21 protein-coding genes and 2 pseudogenes are annotated in these 23,031 nt (G+C 38.7%); 2 read left to right on the forward strand and 21 right to left on the reverse strand.

Features of this window, described 5'->3' with window-relative positions; all coding sequences use genetic code 11:
• Nucleotides 1-317 precede the first annotated feature (317 nt).
• The 3 genes from N1I87_RS17380 to N1I87_RS17390 all read right to left on the reverse strand — a co-directional run bounded on the left by N1I87_RS17380 (nt 318) and on the right by N1I87_RS17390 (nt 3,790).
• On the reverse strand, nt 318-1,799 hold the full coding sequence (locus N1I87_RS17380; protein WP_341103122.1) for an ArnT family glycosyltransferase: 1,482 nt from the start codon (nt 1,797-1,799) through the stop codon (nt 318-320).
• 891 nt (nt 1,800-2,690) lie between these two features.
• A complete protein-coding gene (locus N1I87_RS17385) occupies nt 2,691-3,107 on the reverse strand; it encodes a hypothetical protein (RefSeq protein WP_341103124.1) in 417 nt (138 codons plus the stop codon).
• Between the two features lie 44 nt (nt 3,108-3,151).
• Complete coding sequence (locus N1I87_RS17390) at nt 3,152-3,790, reverse strand: hypothetical protein (RefSeq protein ID WP_341103125.1); 639 nt, start codon at nt 3,788-3,790, stop codon at nt 3,152-3,154.
• 349 nt (nt 3,791-4,139) lie between these two features.
• Between N1I87_RS17390 and N1I87_RS17395 the strand changes: the two genes are divergently transcribed.
• Nucleotides 4,140-4,382 (forward strand): hypothetical protein, encoded by a 243-nt coding sequence (locus N1I87_RS17395; RefSeq protein WP_327824865.1) that lies wholly within the window; start codon nt 4,140-4,142, stop codon nt 4,380-4,382.
• 688 nt (nt 4,383-5,070) lie between these two features.
• On the opposite strand, the gene N1I87_RS17400 is transcribed toward N1I87_RS17395, so the two are convergent.
• The 13 genes from N1I87_RS17400 to N1I87_RS17460 all read right to left on the reverse strand — a co-directional run bounded on the left by N1I87_RS17400 (nt 5,071) and on the right by N1I87_RS17460 (nt 18,120).
• Nucleotides 5,071-5,316, reverse strand: coding sequence for a hypothetical protein (locus N1I87_RS17400; RefSeq protein ID WP_341103130.1), 246 nt, complete (start codon nt 5,314-5,316; stop codon nt 5,071-5,073).
• A gap of 98 nt (nt 5,317-5,414) precedes the next feature.
• Nucleotides 5,415-5,699 carry a hypothetical protein gene (locus N1I87_RS17405; RefSeq protein WP_341103131.1) on the reverse strand — a complete coding sequence of 95 codons (285 nt, stop codon included), beginning with the start codon at nt 5,697-5,699 and terminating at the stop codon, nt 5,415-5,417.
• Nucleotides 5,668-6,609, reverse strand: coding sequence for a caspase family protein (locus N1I87_RS17410; RefSeq protein WP_341103133.1), 942 nt, complete (start codon nt 6,607-6,609; stop codon nt 5,668-5,670). The genes N1I87_RS17405 and N1I87_RS17410 overlap by 32 nt, the downstream gene beginning before the upstream one ends.
• Nucleotides 6,610-6,795: 186 nt before the next feature.
• Nucleotides 6,796-7,386: a Cap15 family cyclic dinucleotide receptor domain-containing protein gene (locus N1I87_RS17415; RefSeq protein ID WP_327824867.1), complete on the reverse strand. Its 591-nt coding sequence runs from the start codon at nt 7,384-7,386 to the stop codon at nt 6,796-6,798.
• 12 nt (nt 7,387-7,398) lie between these two features.
• Complete coding sequence (locus N1I87_RS17420; RefSeq protein WP_341103137.1) at nt 7,399-7,671, reverse strand: hypothetical protein; 273 nt, start codon at nt 7,669-7,671, stop codon at nt 7,399-7,401.
• 192 nt (nt 7,672-7,863) lie between these two features.
• On the reverse strand, nt 7,864-8,598 hold the full coding sequence (locus N1I87_RS17425) for a nucleotidyltransferase domain-containing protein (RefSeq protein ID WP_341103139.1): 735 nt from the start codon (nt 8,596-8,598) through the stop codon (nt 7,864-7,866).
• Nucleotides 8,599-8,862: 264 nt separating this feature from the next.
• Nucleotides 8,863-12,111, reverse strand: coding sequence for a type I restriction endonuclease subunit R (locus tag N1I87_RS17430; RefSeq protein ID WP_341103141.1), 3,249 nt, complete (start codon nt 12,109-12,111; stop codon nt 8,863-8,865).
• Nucleotides 12,112-12,151: 40 nt separating this feature from the next.
• On the reverse strand, nt 12,152-13,219 hold the full coding sequence (locus N1I87_RS17435; protein WP_341103144.1) for a restriction endonuclease subunit S: 1,068 nt from the start codon (nt 13,217-13,219) through the stop codon (nt 12,152-12,154).
• A gap of 27 nt (nt 13,220-13,246) precedes the next feature.
• A complete protein-coding gene (locus tag N1I87_RS17440) occupies nt 13,247-14,125 on the reverse strand; it encodes an IS982-like element ISGsp1 family transposase (protein WP_011231214.1) in 879 nt (292 codons plus the stop codon).
• A 35-nt stretch (nt 14,126-14,160) separates the two neighbouring features.
• Nucleotides 14,161-14,493 (reverse strand): hypothetical protein, encoded by a 333-nt coding sequence (locus tag N1I87_RS17445; protein WP_341103145.1) that lies wholly within the window; start codon nt 14,491-14,493, stop codon nt 14,161-14,163.
• Entirely contained in the window at nt 14,483-16,003 is a 1,521-nt protein-coding gene (locus tag N1I87_RS17450) for a class I SAM-dependent DNA methyltransferase (protein WP_341103147.1), read from the reverse strand. Before N1I87_RS17450 ends, N1I87_RS17445 begins: the two co-directional genes overlap by 11 nt.
• 16 nt (nt 16,004-16,019) lie before the next feature.
• Nucleotides 16,020-16,613, reverse strand: coding sequence for a helix-turn-helix domain-containing protein (locus N1I87_RS17455; protein WP_017550648.1), 594 nt, complete (start codon nt 16,611-16,613; stop codon nt 16,020-16,022).
• A gap of 313 nt (nt 16,614-16,926) precedes the next feature.
• Nucleotides 16,927-18,120 carry an ISL3 family transposase gene (locus tag N1I87_RS17460; RefSeq protein ID WP_341103150.1) on the reverse strand — a complete coding sequence of 398 codons (1,194 nt, stop codon included), beginning with the start codon at nt 18,118-18,120 and terminating at the stop codon, nt 16,927-16,929.
• 187 nt (nt 18,121-18,307) lie between these two features.
• Here N1I87_RS17460 and N1I87_RS17465 point away from each other — a divergent pair.
• Nucleotides 18,308-18,730 (forward strand): annotated as a pseudogene (locus tag N1I87_RS17465) (transposase); the annotation flags it as partial.
• Here N1I87_RS17465 and N1I87_RS17470 read toward each other — a convergent pair.
• The 5 genes and pseudogenes from N1I87_RS17470 to N1I87_RS17490 form a co-directional block, all read right to left on the reverse strand.
• Nucleotides 18,731-19,479, reverse strand: a pseudogene (locus N1I87_RS17470) (class I SAM-dependent methyltransferase).
• A 420-nt stretch (nt 19,480-19,899) separates the two neighbouring features.
• Nucleotides 19,900-20,097: a hypothetical protein gene (locus tag N1I87_RS17475; RefSeq protein WP_341103153.1), complete on the reverse strand. Its 198-nt coding sequence runs from the start codon at nt 20,095-20,097 to the stop codon at nt 19,900-19,902.
• 97 nt (nt 20,098-20,194) lie between these two features.
• Nucleotides 20,195-20,920, reverse strand: coding sequence for an ABC transporter ATP-binding protein (locus tag N1I87_RS17480; RefSeq protein ID WP_003353479.1), 726 nt, complete (start codon nt 20,918-20,920; stop codon nt 20,195-20,197).
• A gap of 2 nt (nt 20,921-20,922) precedes the next feature.
• Entirely contained in the window at nt 20,923-22,014 is a 1,092-nt protein-coding gene (locus N1I87_RS17485; protein WP_341097297.1) for a hypothetical protein, read from the reverse strand.
• Nucleotides 22,007-23,023 carry a hypothetical protein gene (locus tag N1I87_RS17490; protein WP_341103156.1) on the reverse strand — a complete coding sequence of 339 codons (1,017 nt, stop codon included), beginning with the start codon at nt 23,021-23,023 and terminating at the stop codon, nt 22,007-22,009. Before N1I87_RS17490 ends, N1I87_RS17485 begins: the two co-directional genes overlap by 8 nt.
• Nucleotides 23,024-23,031 lie beyond the last annotated feature (8 nt).

The following is a 23,031-nucleotide window of genomic DNA, read 5'->3' on the forward strand; positions in this document are numbered from 1 at the left end:
CATTATGTTCTTAACACGATATGTTAAATTTTTTAACAATGAATAAAGAATAGGATTATAGAGGAAATAATGGAACTTTGTTTTTTTCACAACGTTTGAAATGGAAGATTTGGGGATTAGAGAGTGCAGATATAAGTATTGAAAAAGGACATGCGAACAATATATGGGGCATTTCGGCATTTTAAAGACCTAAAGAATAGAAAATATTTGTCACCAATCACTTTTGAATTGGACAAGAGCAGGCAAGAATGAATCCATAAATTCTTGCCTGCTCCTTCGATAAATGGTGTCCAATCCCACATGTGTCATTCTCTGATTCAATTCAATTGATGTTTCATCCGAATCTTCTCTTTACTAAGAATGTAGCCCCAGTGATTGGAGGCGACGATGTTTAAATGATTCGAAGCGGCCAATTGTTTTGTATAAAACCTTTTTTTCACTAAAAGCAAGGCTCTATCATTTTTTAAGAAGGCATGAAAATCTCCGCCTTGCACTTTCAAATCATTCACTAATTCAGCCGTTAGAACCGCACTTTGAGCCCATACCGCCTTATGTCTTTTTGGATGGTATTTAAATAAGCTATATCCCCTTACTCCATCCAATGACTTCGTTTTTTCAATCAAACTTAATTGATCATTCGGTATGGGGTTGTTGACATACATTAGAATTTCCCCTTCATAATAATGAGCAACAAAAAGAATGGTCGATAAAAGAACTATTTTGACCAACCATTTACCTTTCAACAAAATTCTGCTGGCCAAAATCCCTATCATGATGGCTAGCGGAGGATAAACCGGCAAAATATACCATCTTATCTTCGTTTTAGCTAATGTATACAGGATGAAAGGAACGATGACCCATAAACAGAGCCCTATTAAATAAGATCGTTTTTCATGCTTGGATAGATTAATCGAAAGATTTTGATGAAAATGATAGACTAAAATCATTCCCAATAAAACAGCGAACCACAAAAAGTAAAAATGGGATAATATGACTCCATAGTAAGATTCATCGCCTACATGACCTTCAATGGGAACCGTTGATCTATGCAGCAAGTCATACGAAATCATATTTTGGAAAAAAGCAAAGCCGTCATATTGATATCGCATAACCGCCCAAATCAAAATGGGCACGATCATGCACAAACATAAAATCATCCATTTTTTAAAGGATAATTTTTTGTATTTTCCAGTAATAAAGAGGTACAATCCCATAATGACGGCTATATTCCCTGCATGCCAACTTTTTGTTAAAAAAGCCAAAGCAAAGGCTAGTCCCGATACATACAGCCAATAATCCTTTTTCTCACTAAGCAGCAAAGACAGAATAGCCACTGTAAATAAAAAAACATAAAGAGAATCTGCGTCACCGGTTCGTGCACTATGATTGATTAAAAATTGAGTGCTTGTCGACAATGTTAGCATCGATAATAAGGAAGCTGCATTTCCGAAATTCTTTTTCACAAAAATGCCCACGATGATAATCGTCAACATAGCACAAATGCCTGAGATTAATCTTAATCCTAAAGCATTGAATCCCGCCGTTTTATAGCCAAGCATGATGGCCCAATAACTAAGAGGCGGTTTTAAATTCCAATAATCCATCTTATAACGATAAGTATTGACGATAAAATTTCCTTGTCTTAACATCTCATAAGCATTTACTCCGTGTCTTGCTTCATCCCAACTATAAATAGGAAATTTACCTAAATTGAAAAAGATATTATAGCAAGCAACAGATAACAAAATCAGAGCCAGCAAAAAATAAATGACGTTTCCTTTTCGATCTGACCAGTACATAAGCCAAACTCCTTGTTGTCATAAATTCAAAATCTAAAATTCAAAACCCATTATAAAAATTCCATAAAGAAACTCCATTTCCCCACACATGTTTATTGTGAAGAACAAAATTTTCTCCTACTCATGGAGTTTTATGGAATCCTTTACGCTTTTGATACCGTCACTTAAAACTTTTTGCAAAGATGCACTCCAAAAACTTCAAAAAAGGAAAAAGCCCCGTTACATAAAGATGAAAACAAGGCTAAATCTTCCAATATCATTATATTAAATCATCCTGTACAGAGATTGGCTAGCATCCTTCGTATGAATTTTAGCACTAAGATAAGGCCATGTCACGTACTGAATTTTTACGAATATGTCCAATTTTTTCAATCATAAGAGTGCGGTGCTTTCTTTTTATATGCTATTTTCCAATTCTTCTTTTGAAGCGAAAAATAAAAAAGGGGGCTTTCTTTTGATTGCTGCATTCTTCGATATCATCGTTTGGTTATGTATAACTTCAATACCTTCAAAAAACAAAGAAGAACGAATCAGAATATAGAAATACTGAAACAACAATTATGGTTCCATAACTTGCGAGAACACCACGGAACTTTGTTTTTATTGAATTCCGACGTAAGAATGATCATCAACCATTATAATCTGCAAGATGAAATCCACCTAAAAGAAAATATGGACCGTTTAAAACAGGAAATAGAAAACTTCATTCAACTCGAAATTTGTAAACCTATGAACTAAAAAGGTATTTTAATGAATTATAATGTCTACCAATAAAATCATTTTTCTTTTATACCACTATACACCGCAAATTTAATCAGCAGGTGTATCAACCCATCTCAACGTGTTCTACTTGCATATAACAAGCAGAAAAGAAAAGTGTTTCTGCTTGTTTCATTTTATTTGCAACATACGATCTATATATGGTTCAATATTTTTCATTTTTTGCAGCAATTCTTCGATTAGTCCTTCAAACGTAGTATGGTCCTTTAAAGGAACAAATAAAATCGAATTACTGCCATTTCGCAATGATACTTCATTCGAAAAATCCGAATTCAACACGGATTGATGAAAAGCTTTTGTACGTTTTGAGCGGAGCATGGTGTATTTTTCATAACCGGGAATACCTTCATACGTCTTTTTCGATTTGTATGGATTGGGTTCATAATGGACCGAAAAGCTAGATACTTTACCGGGCGAACTTCCTACCAAATTGACCGTAACTTCGAAATGAATATTGATTGAGTTTGCTTGGAGCTCTTTTCCGTTAAATTCATTTTGCTTCCATTCTTCTTTTTGAAATAAAAACACAGCAGAATTCCTTCCATATCCTTCTACTTCTCCGAAATGCATTTTTAACGATTCAGGAAACTGACTTTGTTGAAAAACTTGTATCCATAAAAGTTTTTTTGCAAAGAATCTAAGCCAGTCGTCGCTTTTTCAATCTGATCTTTTAAGTCTACATTTAAAATAGGGGCATAAAATGATTTTAAGTAAGAAGAAAAATCTTTCATGACTAGAACAGCTGTCGGATCTTGGATCAGTGTATCCCATTTCATGTCAACAAATTGTTGATAATCTCTTTTATGAAATTGCGTATTCTTTGGCAGCGTAAAAGGATCTAAAGTAAGAAAGAAAAACTCAATAGGAACCGGGGAAATCTTAAGAGCTTTAAAAAGCTTTTCCTTTCCCTGGTCGGATGCATACCGATTTGTTTGCTCATAGCCTTCTAAAGCACCTAGTTTATTTTCAATAACCAAAATCTTTTCAGCTGCTGAATCATTTTTCAATTCAATAATTAAATCCGGAGTTCCAATGCCCTTTCCTAATCCCACACGCGTATGTGCGTTCACCATCTTATATGAACCAGAAACATGACATACATGTTCCACAAACCAGTTCGCAAACTTCTTTTCTGTATTGATTAAATTTGCCATCAGATCCGTAACCACATCTTCTCTATAAAAGCAATTAAACAGTTGAATAATGTTCATGATGGTCACCCTCTTACTAAAGCCTAGTCATAAGATGATGATGTAAATCGAAAACTATAAAAAGAACCTTGATGCTTACTTTTTATACAAGCAGCATTAAAAGATGATATTTTAAACGATGAACGAACCGTCGATGCACATATTAGCCTAATCTGGAAGAAAATTGAAGATGATCCTACAAACCCTGTCTATTGTATGTTAACAAATGAATCCCCCTAAAGATCCTTTACAAATATTTAAAAAAAACTTTTCTAGCTAACTACGAAGCCAATTTAGTAGTTTTTAAGTTGGTTGGTCTAAACCTCCAATTTTTCTCCTGAATAAGTTATCACCCATGGAGGTGACAAAAATGGGGCAAGATAAGTCTCAAAAAGAAAATATTTGCAGTGAAGAGATAAAACAGGCTTACAAGGATATGGATGATTTGCATCAAGCGGCAAGTGCGCTCTTTATAATACCTGTTTTTTTCAGCCACCAAAACCTTATTTCTCTCGGACTACAGCAACCCCCATTTACAATGGAGCAACAATTTATCATTCGTATGTTTAAAGAAATAAAAAAAGGTACTGCTTTTCCCAAGAACATTGCCTAACACTGACCAGTTTCCTAATACTACATTGGAAAATATTCGTAGAATAGTTAAGTCAAGTTATGGAACGGCAGCTGCCCTTTTGAATCCAACAGGCCCTACAGCTCAAGGTAAACCATATTCACCTTTCTTGCAGATTGAACCTGCCATGGCCTTTCAATACGGACATCCATTGCTTCTTGTTAAACAGAGTACGATTCAAGCAAGCGGTGTTTGGGGAGATGCGGGACCACTTGCGCCTTTCACTCCACTGATATGGTTCTAGGATACAACAACAGTTGATGAATTTTTTGACACTGTTCAGTGGAAGGAAGCATAGCAAAACTGGGCTGGGCAAGTAAGAAGTGGATTTTTTATCCAAACTGATCCTGAATTTCAATACACTTGCAATGAATAAGTTTAAATACTAGAAACTGTTTTGTTCTTTTATTCTTCCATAGTTATAAGTTATATGTGATAAAATAACTGTTTTTTAAAGGAGACTACTGATTAGGACTGTAGTTTGATACAGTAGTGATGACATTTCCTATGTCTAACCGTCTCCCTTTTTATTTCTTTCTTATAAAAACCTCATTCACTTATGATACGGTTCACCGTGGTAATTTGAGAGGCAAAATATTAGCACTGGGATGTAATTTCTCAATGCTTTCAACAATTTTAATCAATATAAAAGTGTAATAAATAATAATTTCTACAGTTTCTCTTCCAGACTACGGACTTTCTCTAAATCCAAGAGATATTGCTTTATTGCCATTTCCATACAAGATTTCCTATTTTCCAGTGTTCTTTGGGATAAATACTTCCTATTATAAAACAGAGTGAAATCATAGATTGTTCCAATTAAATCCGCACATGCTTGACTCCAATCACGAATCTCATCAGGTGGGATATTTAAATTTTGACTTTCAACAACATACTTGTTTATTTCAGGAATCAAGTAGTCCATCTTCTTTAAAAAGTCTTCTTCTGTTAGAACTCTATTATTATATTCATTAAAAAAATGAATGACTTTTTGGGCAAGGGATATTACAGAGGCTAGTATTTTTTTGTTTCTAATATTAAATCATTTTTGCTACCTGTATTCTCCTTGTAATATGTTCTTATCAATTCATAGTAAGGAAAGATTTTATAATGGACACCGTTTATAAAAAAAGTGTCTTTATTATCTATTCTATACCACCATTTTTTATCTTGAGAATCATCTACCCACGTTGTAACACAAATATAATTATTTTTCACAATATCACTTTCATCACGCCCAAAATAATTCCAAATTATATTGGCTGATTTACCAAGATAAACGTTCTTTAGTAATTTCATTATTGTATACCTCTGCATGCTTTATTATCTTGGTAATTTCTAAAGAAATTTCACCTATTTCTTCAAGAGAAAATGGTTCTTTTAAAATAGTTTTCACAGCATATCTCTTTGTCAAACCAATGTGAAGAGGTTCTACAGTGTAAATAATATATTTATCATATTCTTCATATATCCTTGTTGTATAAAATGGTACATATTCTTTTACTTCGAAATAAATAGTACCGCCCATATTTGATCTAAATATAGGATGTTGTTGCTTATCAGGATTCTTTTTATTCCACACCTCTAAGTAAAGCCTAACGAGCTTCTGTATATCATATAATGAAACTTTACCTTGTCTTATAATATGTCTATCTTTAAGCGCAGAGCATAAAAAACTAGTAAAAATACTAATCTGCTTATCAGGATGTCTATATGATAATTGAGTAGAGCTACTAGATGAAAATACTGCATATCCTCTACCCACAAAATCATTAACTGTTTCCTCAATACTAAAAACTGGTGTCTCATCAACTGAAAAATTTCCTGAGTAGCAACAATCTAAAAATATAATCTTTCCTTTAGCTGAAACCCTCTCGAAATATTTTATAATTTCCTGTGTACTTATAAAGTTATCACTACACACAAGATAGTGTTGGTTTTCTATTTTGGCTCCATGCCCTGAAAAATAAAATATAAAATTGTCATCTTTATTCAAAAGACCTGAAATTTGCAAAATGGAGTTTATAAACTCTTCCTTCTTTACATCCTCTTTTTTTCCAAGTGTAATAATGTCATCGGTATTTAACTTCAAACCAGAACAAAGGGATTCCTCCATCTCAATTACATCATTCTTAACAAATGGGAGATTTCCGGCCCCAGCAATATAATAATTACTAACACCTACTACTAGTGCTTTAGTATTTGACATAATAACACCTACATTTAAAATTCATGAAAATACTATCTAATATATTTAAATTTATATAGATTCGCAATTTATGAGAGCCAATGTTCATCCTTTTCTAAGATAATGCACTTTTTTAAACAATCCCCGTCTGCGTCAATTTTAATGTATATAAGCGGGATCATCTACTATAACGCCCTGTATTTCTTCCTAACCATCCTTTGCTATTTCCCGAGAAGGAAAATTAATGGCTTCACCTTTAAAAGAATTTAAATAAATATCACCTTTTGTTTGCCTACTTGTCCAATAGATCCCAGTTAATTTATTTGTATCATCTATAATGAATCTACAGGTACCAAATTGTATTGGGTTTAAATCACTATATTTACTTTTCGGATTTGTAATATATGTATAATACAGGACGTAATTTCCATTTTCCTTAATAATCTTACTTGTAATGGTTGAACTAACAATCTCATCAGTTACTAACTTAATTTCTAGGTGAAATAAACTTTGCTTAACATAAACTCTTATATTCTTATTACTAGTTTTTCCATTATATTGATATTCTATAGTACCGTCATATTGATTAGATAGTTTAGGAGTTTTTTCAAAAGGATTTAGTCTCCAACCCCATTTTTCATATAAGGCTGAAATAATTATTGTTAAAAAAACGGAAATACCTGTGTAGCTAGAGATATCTTTAAATGAATCAGGCATTGATATTAATGAACAAATAATAAATATAGCAATAGCGATATATAAGGCAACCTTCAAGTGTTTTTTTACTTGTTCACTCAAGAACTCTACCTCCTAAATATCGTATTCATAAAAGTTATATAAATCTTTAATAAATCTAGTATATTTTTCAACATCAATTGTAGATTCGCATAATGGTTTTATTCCGTTTGCTTCCTTATAAAAAGGTAGCATATGACTATTCTTCCACAAATATTCTGTTATTTCCCCAAATGCATATCTATATATAGTATATTTTGTAAATGCTTCATTAGGTAAATTCCATAAAAGAGATTCTAAACCAAATGAACTTACATTATTTGCAGATTCATAGTTCTCATCCTGCATAATGTATCTCATTTTTTTAACATTATTTCCGAAAGAAGTCTCCCACTTCAAGCGTGTGAAGGGCGATAGCCCAACGATAAGTGGGAGATGAATTTCGGTTGGCGTTAGCCAACTAATAGGATAGAATATAGCTAGAACGGACACCTTCGGAACGAAGGGAAGCGTAAAGGGTTCTTGTGTGTGGCTTACCGTTCAGCGAACACGCACAAGTCGCTTGAAGCCCCCGCCTCTAAGCGAAGCGTAGGTGGTGGGTAGTTCACTAATCCTGACCATTTTTTTATAGTAAGTATTAGTTTGATTATTTTTTTCTCTTCCATTTCTTATGTGCTGTTCTGGATAATTGATAATTGTCTGACCATCATCAGAACGTATAAAGATTCCACCAATAAAATTATTTGGATCAGAATTATAGTCATTACTATAATCTCTATGCCTCATGCATGGGACAGCATCAGCATCTACACGGTATGTATTACCATGTATCTTTATGGACTTATTTTTCCGTTCTACGTCACTACCGAATTTTTTCCTTAAAGCATCTTCAACATCATCTTTAAACGTCATTACATTATCAGTAGAATTTGAAAATCCATATTTAGCATCATTTATATTTGGTCTATACTTAACTTTAAAAGTTGATTCTAATACTACAGCTATGTCAACATCACTTTCTGTCCTTACATTGGTATTATTTGCATAGGATCCTTTAACAAAAAGTTTAACCTTCCTATTTTTTGTTGCATTTCTCATTTCTAAAGAATAAGAATAGGTGTCTGCATATAATTTTTCAATCGTTTTTCCATCATCAGTAAATCCAATGTCTTTTAATGCGTCCCTTACCATACCAATAGCATTTTTACATTTCTGATCCTCAGTTTCACTTAAAGGAGCTGCAAACAACCTTAATTTTTCTTCTGAAAATTTCATTTATATCCCTCCCATTTATAGAAATTATTAATCTACTTATTGTTAGGTTTCATTTATACTAACTTCTATAAAAAAAGCAGTTCCAAAGAATCTGGAACTGCCTTCTGTTGGTATATCTAGTTGTTATGATCTGAGTAGCCCAATTCTTTATTTAAATCACTTTTCTTTTTTAAATCAAGGATTGAAGAGTAAAGAATTTGGCAGAAGTAATTATCACTTTAGTTCTTTTTTAATTTCATTTGAAGTAACTGAGGACAGTTTCTCTTAAACCTCATATTCACCTTTAGACTCCGCAGCCTGCAGCGTATTCCAATCTCTTACTTCAGTATGCTCCGCCATTAACTCTGCTTGTCGCATAACTGTGTCCAATGCTTTTTTCGCTTGTTCTGGTGGATAATCATACTTCTTCAATAGTCGCTTAATAATTCTCCTCATTCCTGCACGGGCGCTTTTTCGAACATGCCAGTCAATGGTCATGTTCCGTCTAATTGCTTGAGTCAGTTCATTGGCGATTTTACGTAAGACGTCATCTTCCATTAACTCTTTAACTATAGACTCAGATGTTAAAGCATCGTAAAAGGCAATTTCATCTTCATTTAAACCGAGATCTTTTTCTTCTTCTCGTTCTTTTTTCATGTCCTTTGCCATTTGAATTAGTTCTTCGATTACTTCGGCGTTTGTAATGGCTTGGTTTTTATATTTGTTCAGCGACTGTTTCAGTTTTTCCGAGTATTTTTGGGATTTGACAAGGTTGCGTCTTTCCATTGTTTTGATGTTGCCTTCCAGCAATTTTTTAAGCATTTCAAGGGCTAAATTTTTATATTCATATGAACGTACTTCTTCGAGAAATTCTTCTGACAATATGGAAACATCCGGATGTTTTAATCCCATCACTTCAAAGACATCCACTACTTCTTCTGAAATAATGGACCGTTCGAGTAATTGATTCACGCGTGCTTCGATTTCTTTTTTCGTCTTTCGCTTCGGCTGTTTTTCTTGAAGTTTATTTAGGCTAGCCTTAACCGCTTTAAAATAACTAACTTCAAGGGCTGCTGCTTTTCCTTCATCCGTCGCTGCACATAGTGAATGCGCCTTCGCTAGCTCGGTTGCCGTCTTTTTGAATTCTTTTTGTTCTTTTTCACTCTTACCAAAAATGACATTCATTCCGCCAGTGATGGCACGAATACGTCCTGCTTGGGATGAACCCATATAAGCAGAGTAATCAAACCCATGCATCATATCTTGCAGGATTTCAAGTTTCTCTTTCATCACAGCAATTGCAGCCGATGTATCGATACCCGTTGTTTTCTTATCACTTTCGGTATATTGATTTAAAGCTTTCTTTAAGCTTTCTAAAATCCCAATATAATCTACAACAACTCCACCTGATTTATCTTTAAATACACGGTTTACCCGTGCGATTGCCTGCATAAGGTTATGGCCCTTCATCGGTTTATCAATGTACATCGTATGCATGGATGGGACGTCAAATCCAGTGAGCCACATATCTCGTACAATGACGATTTTTAGTTCATCACTATTGTCTTTCATTCTTTTTGCCAATAAATCACGGCGTTTCTTACCGCCAATATGCGGCTGTAAGAAATCATCATCCCCAGCACTCCCTGTCATGACGACTTTAATTTTACCTTTATCGTCATCATCGGAATGCCAATCTGGACGTAATTTGACAATTTCGTTATAAAGTGCGACACAAATACGGCGACTCATACAAACAATCATTGCTTTACCATCAATGGTTTTTGCTTTTTCTTCATAGTGACTGACGATATCATTTGCTAATTGTTTAATACGGTTAGGTGAACCAACGATCGCTTCGAGCCTCGACCATTTGGACTTGTATTTTTCACGTACTGATTCTTCCTGATCTTCGGTAATCTCTTCAAATTCTTCATCGATCTTCGCTAATTCTTCTTCATTGGCTTCCAAGCGGATAATACGGTTTTCATAATAAATTTTAACCGTTGCTTTGTCTTCAACTGCTCGCGTCATATCATAAATGTCAATATAATTACCGAAAACTGCGGGCGTTGACTTATCTTCCAGCTCAATCGGTGTTCCTGTAAAACCGATAAAGGAAGCATTCGGAAGTGCATCACGAAGATATTTTGCATATCCATATTTCACTTCGCCTGTTTTTGTATCTGTCTTTGCAGAAAAACCATATTGACTGCGATGGGCTTCATCGGCAATGACGATCACATTTTTACGATCGGTTAAAACCGGCATTTCGCCATCTTCCGGTTTGAACTTTTGAATCGTTGTAAAAATAATACCGCCTGATTCCCGGTCATTTAGAAGATCATATAATCCGTTTATCTCTTTTGATTTTTCGTTGGCTTGTTGTTTTTTCTGTTCTTCATTCAATTTGCGGACATCTGCTTGTTTCGGTGTTTGTCTTAAGATATCCTTTGATTTTAAAAACGTAGAAAATAGCTGGTCATCTAAATCGTTGCGGTCGGTAATCACCACAATGGTTGGATTATTTAGCTGCTTGACAAGCTGTGCTGTATAAAAAACCATCGAAAAACTTTTACCCGAACCTTGTGTATGCCATATAACACCGATTTTACGGTCTCCATTCTCACTGGTCGCTATTTTTGTCTTTTCCACCGCTTTTTTTACCGCAAAATATTGGTGATAGGCAGCGAGAATTTTGGCAATCGTTTTTCTTTCGCCAATTTTCTTCCCATTTTCATCTCGTTCTTCTTCTTTAGATTCCTGAAAGAGAATAAAGTTTTCAATAATATCAATAAGCCGGTCTTTTGCCAGCATCCCTCTTAACAACACTTCATATTGCGGCACTTCAAGTGGTTCAATGTTTTCCCCATCCACCGTCCGCCAATTCATAAAACGTTCTTGACTTGCGGTAATCGTTCCCGCTTTCGCATTAATTCCATCGGATAAAATACAAAACGCATTATAATAAAATAAAGATGGAATATCACGTTTATACGTTTGAATTTGTGCATAGGCATTATCGATACTCACATTTTCATCAGATGCTGATTTTAATTCGATAACGACGAATGGGATGCCATTTATAAAAATAACTAAATCCGGGCGGCGTTCTTCTTTTTCAACGACCGTAAACTGATTCACTACCAAAAAATCATTATTAGCTGGTTCTTCAAAATCAATCAAGAATGCCTTCATGGAACGGCTAAGACCATCTTGATGAAACGACACATCAATGCCTTCCGTGATTAATTTGTGAAAATGACGGTTGTTTTCTTCTAAGCTTGGACTATTAAAAGCTATAATTTGCCGAAATGCTTCTTCTATTGCTTCCTGTGGCAAATGGCGATTATGTTTAAACAAAGCATCTTTTACACGGTCTTCTAAAATTACGGTACGATAATCTTTGCGTTCCGGTCTTTCCCCATCACAACTAATGTCCGGACCAAAGACATAGTCATACCCAAGTTCCTGAAGAATTTCTATAGCTGCTTCTTCCAGCTTATCTTCCGTAAAATTTTCAAAAAAACTCATTCTCCTCTCCCCTTTCGCAATCGGAACCTGCCATATTCCATTAACTCTGTTCTACTAAATTTTCATTATCCAGCGGGACACGAATTTCTCCGGACATTAGTTTAGGAAGGAGAGTATCGCGAAGTTTTTCTAAGCGCTCATTCTGTTCTTCATAAGTGGCAATTAACTCCCCAATTTTTTTTGTTCTTTGATTAAACTTATCTACTACATTCTGAGGAGGTAAAATTACTTCTATTTTTTTTAACTCTCCTCCTGAAATTTCTTTAAATGTAGAACCAGAAGCTCTATTTTTTATTGTTTCTATATTATTTTTTAAAGTTTGAAAGACGAATTCGGTTCCAAAATTTTCAAACGGAACAACAGATTTAAAACCTTGATTAGTAGTTACTTCATTACTAGCTATCGCAATGTAACCAATAGGCGCTCTTGAACTAAAAAGAACTGAACCTTTTGGTAACATTTTGGCGCTACTATTTTTATAACCTTTATGAGTTATATCAATAGATCCTTTTTTTATGTACCTCTTATTAAAACCTGATAAATCTTTCGGAGTAATCCAAGGAATACCATTAGATGTATAGTAATCATTTTTTTTCTTAGACGGTGTTCCACCACCAACTACTTCACCAATATCTTTTATTGTTCCAACTTCCCAACCCTTAGGTATCATCCCCAACTCACTTTCAACCATTTCGCCGCCACTTGATTTGTAAGGCTTGCCATTTTCATTTGGAAATTCAAAATCTACAAACCAATGTTTAAACAATGCTTGTGCCATTTCTTCAAGCTTTTCGTTGATTTGATTGTTCGTTTCAATTTTTTCGTCTAAAGTTGAGAGGATACGGGCTATGGCTTTTTGTTCGTTTATATTTGGTAAAGGAAGTTTCAGATTCACTAAATCTCTTTGATATAAATGAGGTATAACAGAACCTTCTATTCTTGAATGAATTAAACTTCTAAAAAAGTGACTTCTAAAATAATAAAATAGGTAGTTTACATCAATACTTGGATCTTCTACTCTAATTAAAAATAATCCAGATGCAATAGTCGTTGGTCCAGGAAGATTTTTTATAATTGCTAGTTTTCCTATTGTACCATCTTTTGTCATAACAATACCCGTGGTGCTAGTTGAGTGTCAGCGCTCAACCAGCCCTAGTGTGACCAAGGAATAAGCCAACAAGATGCCATCGAGTGCCACTTCAAACCCGGCAATGGAATTCGCTCGAATGTCGGTGATCCGGTATTGGTCTACGAGAATCGAAAACACCGTCTCGATGACTTTGCGTTTTTTCCTGATCCATTCTTCCCATGCCTTGGATGGGCCGTGCTTTTGATTGTGTCGAGACGGTGTCCAGAACGCGGCTTGGTGTTCTTCGTACAGCTTTTCTCGAAGAGCGTGGCTGATGTACCCTTTGTCCCCAAAGTTGTAGGGATGAGGGATTTGAGTCATCACCGTTTCAGCGGCTTTGACGTCGTGGCAGGACGCTTCCGTCACGACATAGCCCATGGCCAGCCCTTGATTGGTCACTTGAAGATGCAGCTTGAAACCGTAGTACCATTGCTTTTTGGAAGCACAATACCCCATATCCGCGATCCCTCGAAACCGCTTGACGCGCTGCATTCTTGCGGGATGGCACAACGGAAGAGGCAAGCTGTCGACGACCGCATAAGCATGGTGTTGGCCACGTTTCGCCAGCTCATGACGGATCCATTTGATGGCGAAACCAAGCGCTCGGCAGCGGCGGTTGTATCGGGAGCGTTCAAGAAACGAGCCGTTTGTGAACAAATTTCCCGTGACAAAACGATGCCAGGCTCGTTCGGAAGAAAAGCCCAGCAGCTTCCCCAAAAGGTGAACCGCCATGACCACTTCGTCTTCTTGCTTGACCAAGTGACGGTTGCGGCGATGAAGATACATTTGAATCAACGACAGTTGGGCAGAAACAAAACAGAAAATAGCGGCATATTGTTTTTGAAGTTTGGCTGGATCTGTAGTAAAATGAAAGTGCTCTTGCATGGGGGATCTCTCCTTTCGAATGTTGGGTGACACTTTCATTCTACTGGAGATCCGCCAGCAAGGGCTATTTTTATGCTTGTCTGAGTTTTATCTAGCACCACGGGTATAACAATATCATTTTCTTTAAGCATTATTTCAGGTGATTCTAGGTACCTTTCTTCAGAAATAAAACCACAATTTTCCCAATCAATTTTATTATCATTTGTAATATTAGATCCATTTATTATTCTAAAGTTACTTTCTTTTAGATATTCAGACTTTTTTAAACCTTTCCATCCTATCCTTCCTTTAATATAAAGAGAGTTCTTTAATGAATCTACTTTCCATTCTTCCGGTATCAAGCCTAAATCTGTTTCTTTAAAACTCATACCCAATCCCCCCTAGATTTTTTCTAATCTCTTCTTCCAATCGGTGGGATTTTTCAAATAGTTCTCTTAATTCACTGGTGAGAGTTTCCATTTTTTCTTCAAACGGTATACCATCATCCTCGACATCACTTATTCCAACATAGCGTCCGGGCGTTAATACATAGTCATTTTGACGTACATCTTCTAACGTCGCTGATTTACAGAATCCCTTGATGTCTTCATATTTCCCATCTGGTTTACGCCAGTTTCGGTATGTTCCAGCAATTTTTTGAATATCTTCTTCCGTTAATTCACGAAGGCGACGGTCAACCATTTGACCCATGTTTCGTGCATCGATAAATAGAATTTCATGCTCACGGCTTCGGTATTTAGGATGATTTTTCTTATTACGGTTTAAAATCCATAAGCTCACTGGTATTCCTGTTGAATAGAATAATTTGTCAGGCAAAGCAACAATGGCATCGACTAAATCCGCTTCAAGTATGTTTTTACGGATTTCCCCTTCATTCGATGTATTGGAACTTAACGAACCATTGGCTAATACAATACCAGCTGCGCCATTTGGTGAAAGGTGATAAATCATATGCTGTAACCATGCATAGTTGGCATTGCTCGCTGGTGGTGTACCGAATTTCCAACGAACATCATCCACTAATTCATTTCCGCCCCAGTCACTCACATTGAATGGAGGATTGGCAAGGATAAAATCTGCTTTCAGCGTTTTATGCAAATCGTTATGGAATGTATCCGCATGGTGTTCACCGATATTCCCCTCAATTCCACGGATAGCAAGATTCATTTTACAAAGCTTCCAAGTCGTTGAATTGAGTTCCTGACCATAAATAGAGAGATTATCAATTTTTCCTTGATGGCGTTCAACAAACTTTTCACTTTGAACAAACATGCCGCCGCTGCCACAACAAGGGTCATAAATCCGCCCTTCATACGGTTCAATCATTTCAACCAATGTTTTAACAACGCTTTGTGGTGTATAGAACTCACCACCGCCTTTTCCTTCCGCACCGGCAAACTTACCTAAGAAATATTCGTAAACACGACCAAGTAAGTCTTTTTCTTGCTTGCTGTGCAATTTAATCGTTGAAATGAGGTCTATCAGTTCTCCTAATCGGCGTTTATCAATTTCAGGACGGGCATAACGTTTATCTAACACCCCTCGCAGTGTCGGGTTTTCTTTTTCAATTTCGATCATCGCTTCGTCAATGTATTGACCGATTTTCGGATCTTTGGCATGGTCTTTAATAAAATCCCATCGTGACTTCTTCGGAACCCAGAAAATGTTTTCTGCAATATATTCATCGCGGTCTTCTTCAAAACCTTCTCCCTCTTCAACTAACTCGTTATACTTCATTTCAAACTTATCAGAAATGTATTTTAAGAAAATCAGTCCTAAGACTACGTGTTTATATTCGGATGCATCCATGCTTCCACGTAATTTGTCAGCAGATTTCCAAAGTGTTTCTTCGAATCCAATCTTTGCTGTTTCCATCATGAAGTCTCCTTTAATTCTAGTAATTAAAATCATCTAATACTTCGAATAATTCGCTTTCAAATTCATCTTGTTCTGGGCCTGTTGACACCCAATCTGGTAACACTTCTAAATAATGCGCTAAAGCTTCTATTGTTTTATGGAAAACCGGTTCATGCTGTGCTTTATCTAAAAGTTCAAGAACCAATTTAAATGTGTCTAAATAAGGTTGATGTTCAGCACGATTAAGCATGTTCCGAAATTTTTCGATTAGTTTGGCTTTTTCAATATCGTGTTCTATTTGATTCAATTCCTCTTTGTCATAAACTGGCACTTCAACAAGATCATTTTCTTCCCCAATGAGGAACTGTTCTTCATATTTCGTAATAATAGGCTGTAAATCCCGTTTTAATTTTTCTTTTTGAATCTCCAGTTTATCCAAATCAGTTAATTCTTTCGAAAAGTATTTAGCGTCTATGCCAAAAATTTGTTCCAACGTAGGTAAATGTTTTTTGGAGATCTTTTGCTTTCTTTTAATCCAAAGATTAATATTTTGCTTTTTAATTCCAAGCTTTTCGGCTAGTTCAATTTGCTGCATTCCATAAAGTTCAAGGATGTATTCTAAACCTATCAATTGATCACCCGCCAAAATATTGTCTGGGTCAATATAGTTATATTGTAATAGGTAAATAGCTTCCAGTCAATCAAACATTTACTATTATAGAGTTGAGTCCGTAAAATTGTGTAAAAAGGAAATGTGTCTCATCACCATATTCTGTGATGTTCACACAATTCCGGAAATAAGTTAGCGAGATTGATACTCAATCTAGAGTAGCTCCTTCGTCAGCTTGCAGACCACTAAGTGGGTAGAATGGAAGCGGTCAAGTGCTTTCCTTGACGGATTCCATTCTACCAACTACAATGCGGAAAGCTGATGAAGGGCATGGTTAAGCAACCTGATTTTTATAAGTTTTACCTGTACATTCCAAAAATACACGTAGCCGAAATCTTTCAAGGTTTCTGAAGCCAAAAGCACGTCTTTTGATGTTTTTAATCTTATGGTTTGTACCTTCAATCCGGCCATTCGTAAAAGGTGTAAGAAAATATTGTAAAATTTGTGCCTTCCAATTTTCTATCGTCTTGGCAACTTGATGAAATGAAGGAAATGGGCTGCTCCATGCGAGTTGAATCCATTCTTCTAAGAGTGAATCAGCTGTATCATAGTCATTCACTTGGTATATTTCTCTAAAGAGTTCTTTTAGAAAATAGGCATATGACAATTCTGAATGCTCTTTGAGCATCTCGTCTAATTGTTGTTTTTCATTAGCCGTTAACTTTTCAGAACCTTTCAAGAGTTTAAACCGTCCCTTTTTTAGTCCAGGAGTTTTCTTTCTAACTTGGTCAAGTGCATGTGTCACCTTTTGCACCACATGATATTTATCAATGACGATACAGGCCTCTGGGAATATAGATTTAACAGCTTTATGGAAGGGATCCCACATATCCATAACAACGGTATGAACACATTTATTAGACAGAATCTTCTTGGCAAGTAAGATCTGAGTTGAATGATAACTCCGTTGATGTTCCATACCAAGCACACTCCCGGATTGGGTATCCATAAGAACTGTTTCATATCGGTGACCCTTTCGGACAGCGATCTCATCAAGGCTAAGGATTAATTCATTGTTTTCTAAAACACTTTCAAGAGTTTCTAAATGCTCCTTCTCTTTTTCTTTAGCAACGGAATAAAATATTCTTTCAACAGTTGTATAAGGTATTTTTTCCTTTCGACTCACTTCTTGGATAGTAGAGCCAATGCACATTTCGTACAGATATTCTCTGTACCGATTGGTCTGATGCTTATTAGGACGGATAGATTCAAATGTTTGTGAAAATACCTCATTACAGTTGTGACAACGGTATCTATACACTCTGACAAATAAGAAAAGGGGCTTGCCTAATACGGACAAGTCACGAACCTTTCTTGTCCGCCAGTCATGGACATGACTAGAAAAAAAACCGCAGTAAGAACAGCGTTCTTCTGTAGTATTTTTCTCGACATGTAACAAATTGCAATCTTCAAGAAACACTTGTTTAACAACTTCAAATTCTGGCAAATCTAGTGATACGGAAAACACTTTAGAACCTCCTGTTTATGTTAAGTGACGCTAACATTATTGCCAGGAATTCGTGAGTGTTTTCCTTATTTTTTGGGTTAAATCACAAAATGTGGTGATGAATCGGAAATGTAAAAAGAGCCACGTTGCTTTCCCTTTGATAGAATGGACATTGACCAAAACAAAAACAAAAAGGAGGAAAGCAACTATGGCGCAATACAATATTACTTTAAGCGATGAAATTCTGCACGGGTTCCTGTCGCAAGATCAAAGACTGGCCAAACTGTTGGAACAGGTCTTGAATCAAATCCTTGAAGCTCAGTTAACGGATCAACTTGGCGGCGTCCGTTATGAGCGCACAGAGGAGCGAAAAGGCTTTCGAAAGGGTATTATCCCCGCCAATTGACGACTTGGGTGGGACGGTTGACCTTGCGCGTGCCGCAGACAAGGGATGGGGAATTTTCCACCAACTCTTTCAACGCGATCAACGGAGCGAACAAGCTCTGGTACTGGCCCTCATGGAAATGGTCGTAAACGGAGTGCCTCCCCCGCAAGATCACCCCGTTTTACAAAAAAATTTTGCGGAACATCATTTTCCAAGTCGTTGAGTTCATATTATTGTGAAAAAATGTTAAAGAGAAACGCATGGCTTTTTTTCTGCTGAGATGATTAAAAACATAGGCCGGCGTGTTTCATCTTTCATTTCAGGTTTATTTTTTAACATCTCATCACAAGGCACAGGTTCTTTGACCGCTTTTATACTAAAGCCAGCATGAATTAAATCATTAATATAGGTTGAAATCGTGCGATGGTATTTTACAACATTCTCGGTTAAGAAAGATGTTACACGCATGCCTTCCGATTGATAGTGGTCAACCGGCCAATGCAGTCGATTCCCTTGGTCATCGTAATACCAATCTTGTTCGTTTCGGCAAGTAAAGATCGGATGTTCTACTGAAAAAACAAAAGTACCCTCTGCCTTCAGCCAGTCATAAACCTTTTTGCAAACGGATGCAAACGGCTCAATGTAATGAAAAGCCAATGAACTGATCACAACATCAAATTGAGCGTCAGGAAAATCAACGTCTTCAATGGCCATTTTTATATACGTAATAAATGGGTCATCCGTCATTTCGCGAGCCTTTTGAAGCATTTTTTCTGAAATATCTACACCGATCACAGAACTTGCTTGTTGCTCGCGCGCATATCGGCAATGCCAGCCAAAACCGCACCCTAAATCAAGAACCCTTTTGTTTCGCAAATCTGGCAATAAAGATTTAAAAACATGCCATTCTCCCGCACCTTCAAGTCCTTTGACTGACCTAGACATTTTTTCATACGCAGAAAAAAATTCTTATCATCATATTTATTTTGTTTCACCGATCAATACATCTCCTAAAAGTCTCTCTTTTTTGGTTCCTACACATGCAAAAAACAACTGGACCACAATATTCATACTGTAGTTCGGCTTGACACTTTTAGTAGAGGACACTTGATGGCTTTTTGTCAATAAAGCAATTTAAAATTTACGTCACGACTTGAGATTTTAACTTGCCGCCAAACGGCAAGAAAAAATCATCCAGCAAAAAGAGTTGGCTTTCCGTTCGTTTATATAAAGCAGGAGCCTCCAAGCGCAAGGTTTTTTAAGAATGGATGATAAAATCCTTGCATTTGGTTTCGACAAAAAGGGATGAAAATCCTTGTAAATCGGGAAAATTCTATTTGTTCAGCAGCCCCTACTCAGGACGACAGTGCTTACATTTCTCAGCCCGAAACATTTCTCTACCTTCCACAAGACCATCAGTAAAGTAATACCAACGATTTTTTGCTGGCATTTTTCAATACTTTCTCTCGGAAGTTTGAAATATTTACATATGGACAGCCTGTTGTATGTATAACTCTTCTGGTTGTGTCGATTATGACGAAATAGCCGTCTCGGTACGCTTTATAGTGCTTAAATTCTTCTTCGCTCTTAATTTCAATATTCAACTTTTTCATCCTCTTGGAATCCTCTATTAAAGACTCAATCATAAGGTTATTTATTCCACGTCTGTTCTATATTGACCTACGTTCAACAATAGTCTTGAGTTCCCTTTTAATTGTCATCTATTATATCTTTATGAAAATGATAATCTGAACCTATTTCACTGGTAATGAGGCGGCCGTCGTTGATCCGCAGGATGCGGTCACCTCGCTTGGCCACCCGATCATCGTGCGTCGCCACGAGCACCGCCGCCCCCTTTTCTTTGAGAGATAGAATCAGAGTCATCACCGCATGGGCGGTCTCGCTATCCAGGGCCGCTGTCGGCTCATCGGCGAGTACGACGACCGGATCATTGACCAACGCCCGGGCAATCGCCACACGTTGTCGTTCACCCCCCGACAGCTCCGACGGTTTCTTCTTTAAGGCCCAATCAAGACCGACTTGTTCCAGCGCTTGCCGTATCCTCGCTTGCCGCTCCTGACGGCCAGGACGGGGTCTGGCATATTGCAGCGGAATCATCACATTGGCTTCGACGGTCTCATTCTCAATAATCGCGTATTCCTGATGGACATACCCAAAAAACGCATTCCGCAGCCTGGCCCGGCCGCGCTCATTTTCCGCGGCATTTTTGCCTTGGATGAGTATGTGCCCCTCGGTGGGTCGGCTTATCAAACCCAATAGACTCAGCAATGTCGATTTGCCGCTCCCAGACGCTCCCATCAACACGACGCACTCGCCCGCGGAGAGTCGCAGGGAAACGTTGTGCACCGCCGTGACTTGCGTACGACCGCTCCCATAAATCTTTGACACGTTGCGAGCTTCAAGGATCGTTTTCATTTTCACCCTCCTATCTTTTCCGTGATGCGCACCTTGCGCACCGACGAGAACCACAACAAAACGAACGTGAGCAAGACCGCCAACATGACCCAAAGCGGCACGCCCGGCGCGGGGGCACCCGCCACATGTAGATACCAAAGGAGCAGTGAAAGCAAGGTGAGCGGCGGGATCAGGATCACGGTTGCCAAAAAACCGCCAATTCGAAGGCTGAGATGAAAGGGCGTCGCCCCATACATGGCTCTGATCTTGAAAGCTCGATGCTCCTGCCGAATCGTCAAGCGGGCGGAGGACACGAAAGCAACGAAGACCAACACGAGAAAACTCAGCATGCCCACGATATACATGGCGGAACTCATCATGATCTCGCGGAACCGTTGTGGCTGATCGACGGCGACGTCATGGGGAACGAGAAACAATCCCCCATGTGCACTCCCGGCAACGAATGTGTCCACCACCTTGGCTTCTGGAGCCAGCAGGACCGTCCGGACCAACGCCTCCTCTCGCTCCTGTACATTGAGCAAAGGCAGCAGTTTCGTCGGCGCCCGGATGACGAGACGGTTATCCAAGGGTAAGCCGGCGGCATTGGGATCAAAAAAGGTCGCTCCCGGCGGCAGCGTTCCGACCACCGGGATGCTTTCGCCTGCTATGTTCACGGCATGGATCTTATCATCGGCGAGTTTCGAGCCGCGCATGGCGCACGGCGCGGGTTCGCACAGCGGGAGTTCCGGGAATAAATCCGGGAGCACGTCACCGAAAAGTACCAAGGTGGGATGCCCACCGGCGAAATCAGGATGATTAAGACCCATGTTGTAAATGATTGCAGCGTAGGCCTTCTGGCGGTTAATTAGGTCCATCACGTATTGCACGGTCTCGTTTCCGACGTGACTCGCCTCACCCGACGGGTAGTACGGAGTGAACATGACGGCGTGACGCTCCCGTAGATGCACGGCCCCTTTCAGGACGGCGACCTGGGACACAACGTCCTCCAAGGCCAACGCGAACACCACGCAGGCGGAGGCGATCATCCCTGAAAGTCCCAGCATTACCGGCCAACGCCGGCAAGCCATAACCACCCCATCCCACACCTCACGCATCAATGTTCACCTCCTTACGCGTTTTAATGACCCCATAAAGGGTCGCCGACCACGTCACGATGACCATGAGGAACGAGACAGCAGCACTGGCAAGCGTCCGGAAGTTGCCTAGCTCCGGATTCGTTTGGCCGATTCCCGCCACCAGCAGATCCGACAAGATCACTCCCACAACGCTGCCCACCCCCAAGCCGGGTAGCCCACCCACCAGATTTTCCCGGACGAGGTCAGTGGGCAAGGCGCCATGGCGCCACCGAATGCCGAACTCCCGCGCGCGTCCGCGAATGTAGAGAGCCCAGTCCAAGATGGCGCAGACGTGGCCCATGGCCAGAAAAAGCAAGGTGATCATCAACAGCGGATTTTGAAGGAAATATGTAAGTAATGGAATCTTTTGGCTCTGCTGAGGGACAAATCCCATCCGATAGAACAGATCGAGGATATGTTTTACTTGGGTCGGGTCCGTGGTATTGATCGTGTAGCGTCCAGAGGGCAGTGGCTCCCGACCGATGGTCCGTACATATTGAAGGTTATCTGTTCCGGGGGGAGCATCAATCACCCCGGCCACCTCGACTCCATTCGGCAAAAGGGGCGCTGTGCCCAAGGCAGACCACCGATGTGCCGTGTACGTGCCTCGAAAAAGGTAGGCACGGGCCGTCGTCGAGTCGGGACCTTCGTTGCCGGCTCTGGGCAACCACGGGAGGATATGATGCGGATCGCAAACAATCATCTCGGGACGGCCTTCGCCTACCGAGGCATAGACCAAGGCCAGCGACTGATCATTAAGATAGGCCTTTAGCGCCTCTCGCGCAGAGGCAGCATCGGCCGCTGAAACCTTCTGCGGACCCTCGAACATCGTCAGTATAGTGACCTCGCCCGGCAATCCGAACGTCACTTCCTTGCGATCTTCAAGGGTCCACTGGAAGGCCTGTACCATGAAAGCGGTCAGCATGCCGAGAAGGAGGCTGCTAAGCGCAAGTCTTAAGTTCATCAACAACTCTTTTTTTGTCTTCACGCGAAAAA

The sequence above is a fragment of the Bacillus sp. FSL W8-0102 genome (genome assembly GCF_038007225.1).
GTDB lineage: Bacteria > Bacillota > Bacilli > Bacillales > DSM-4216 > Bacillus_O > Bacillus_O smithii.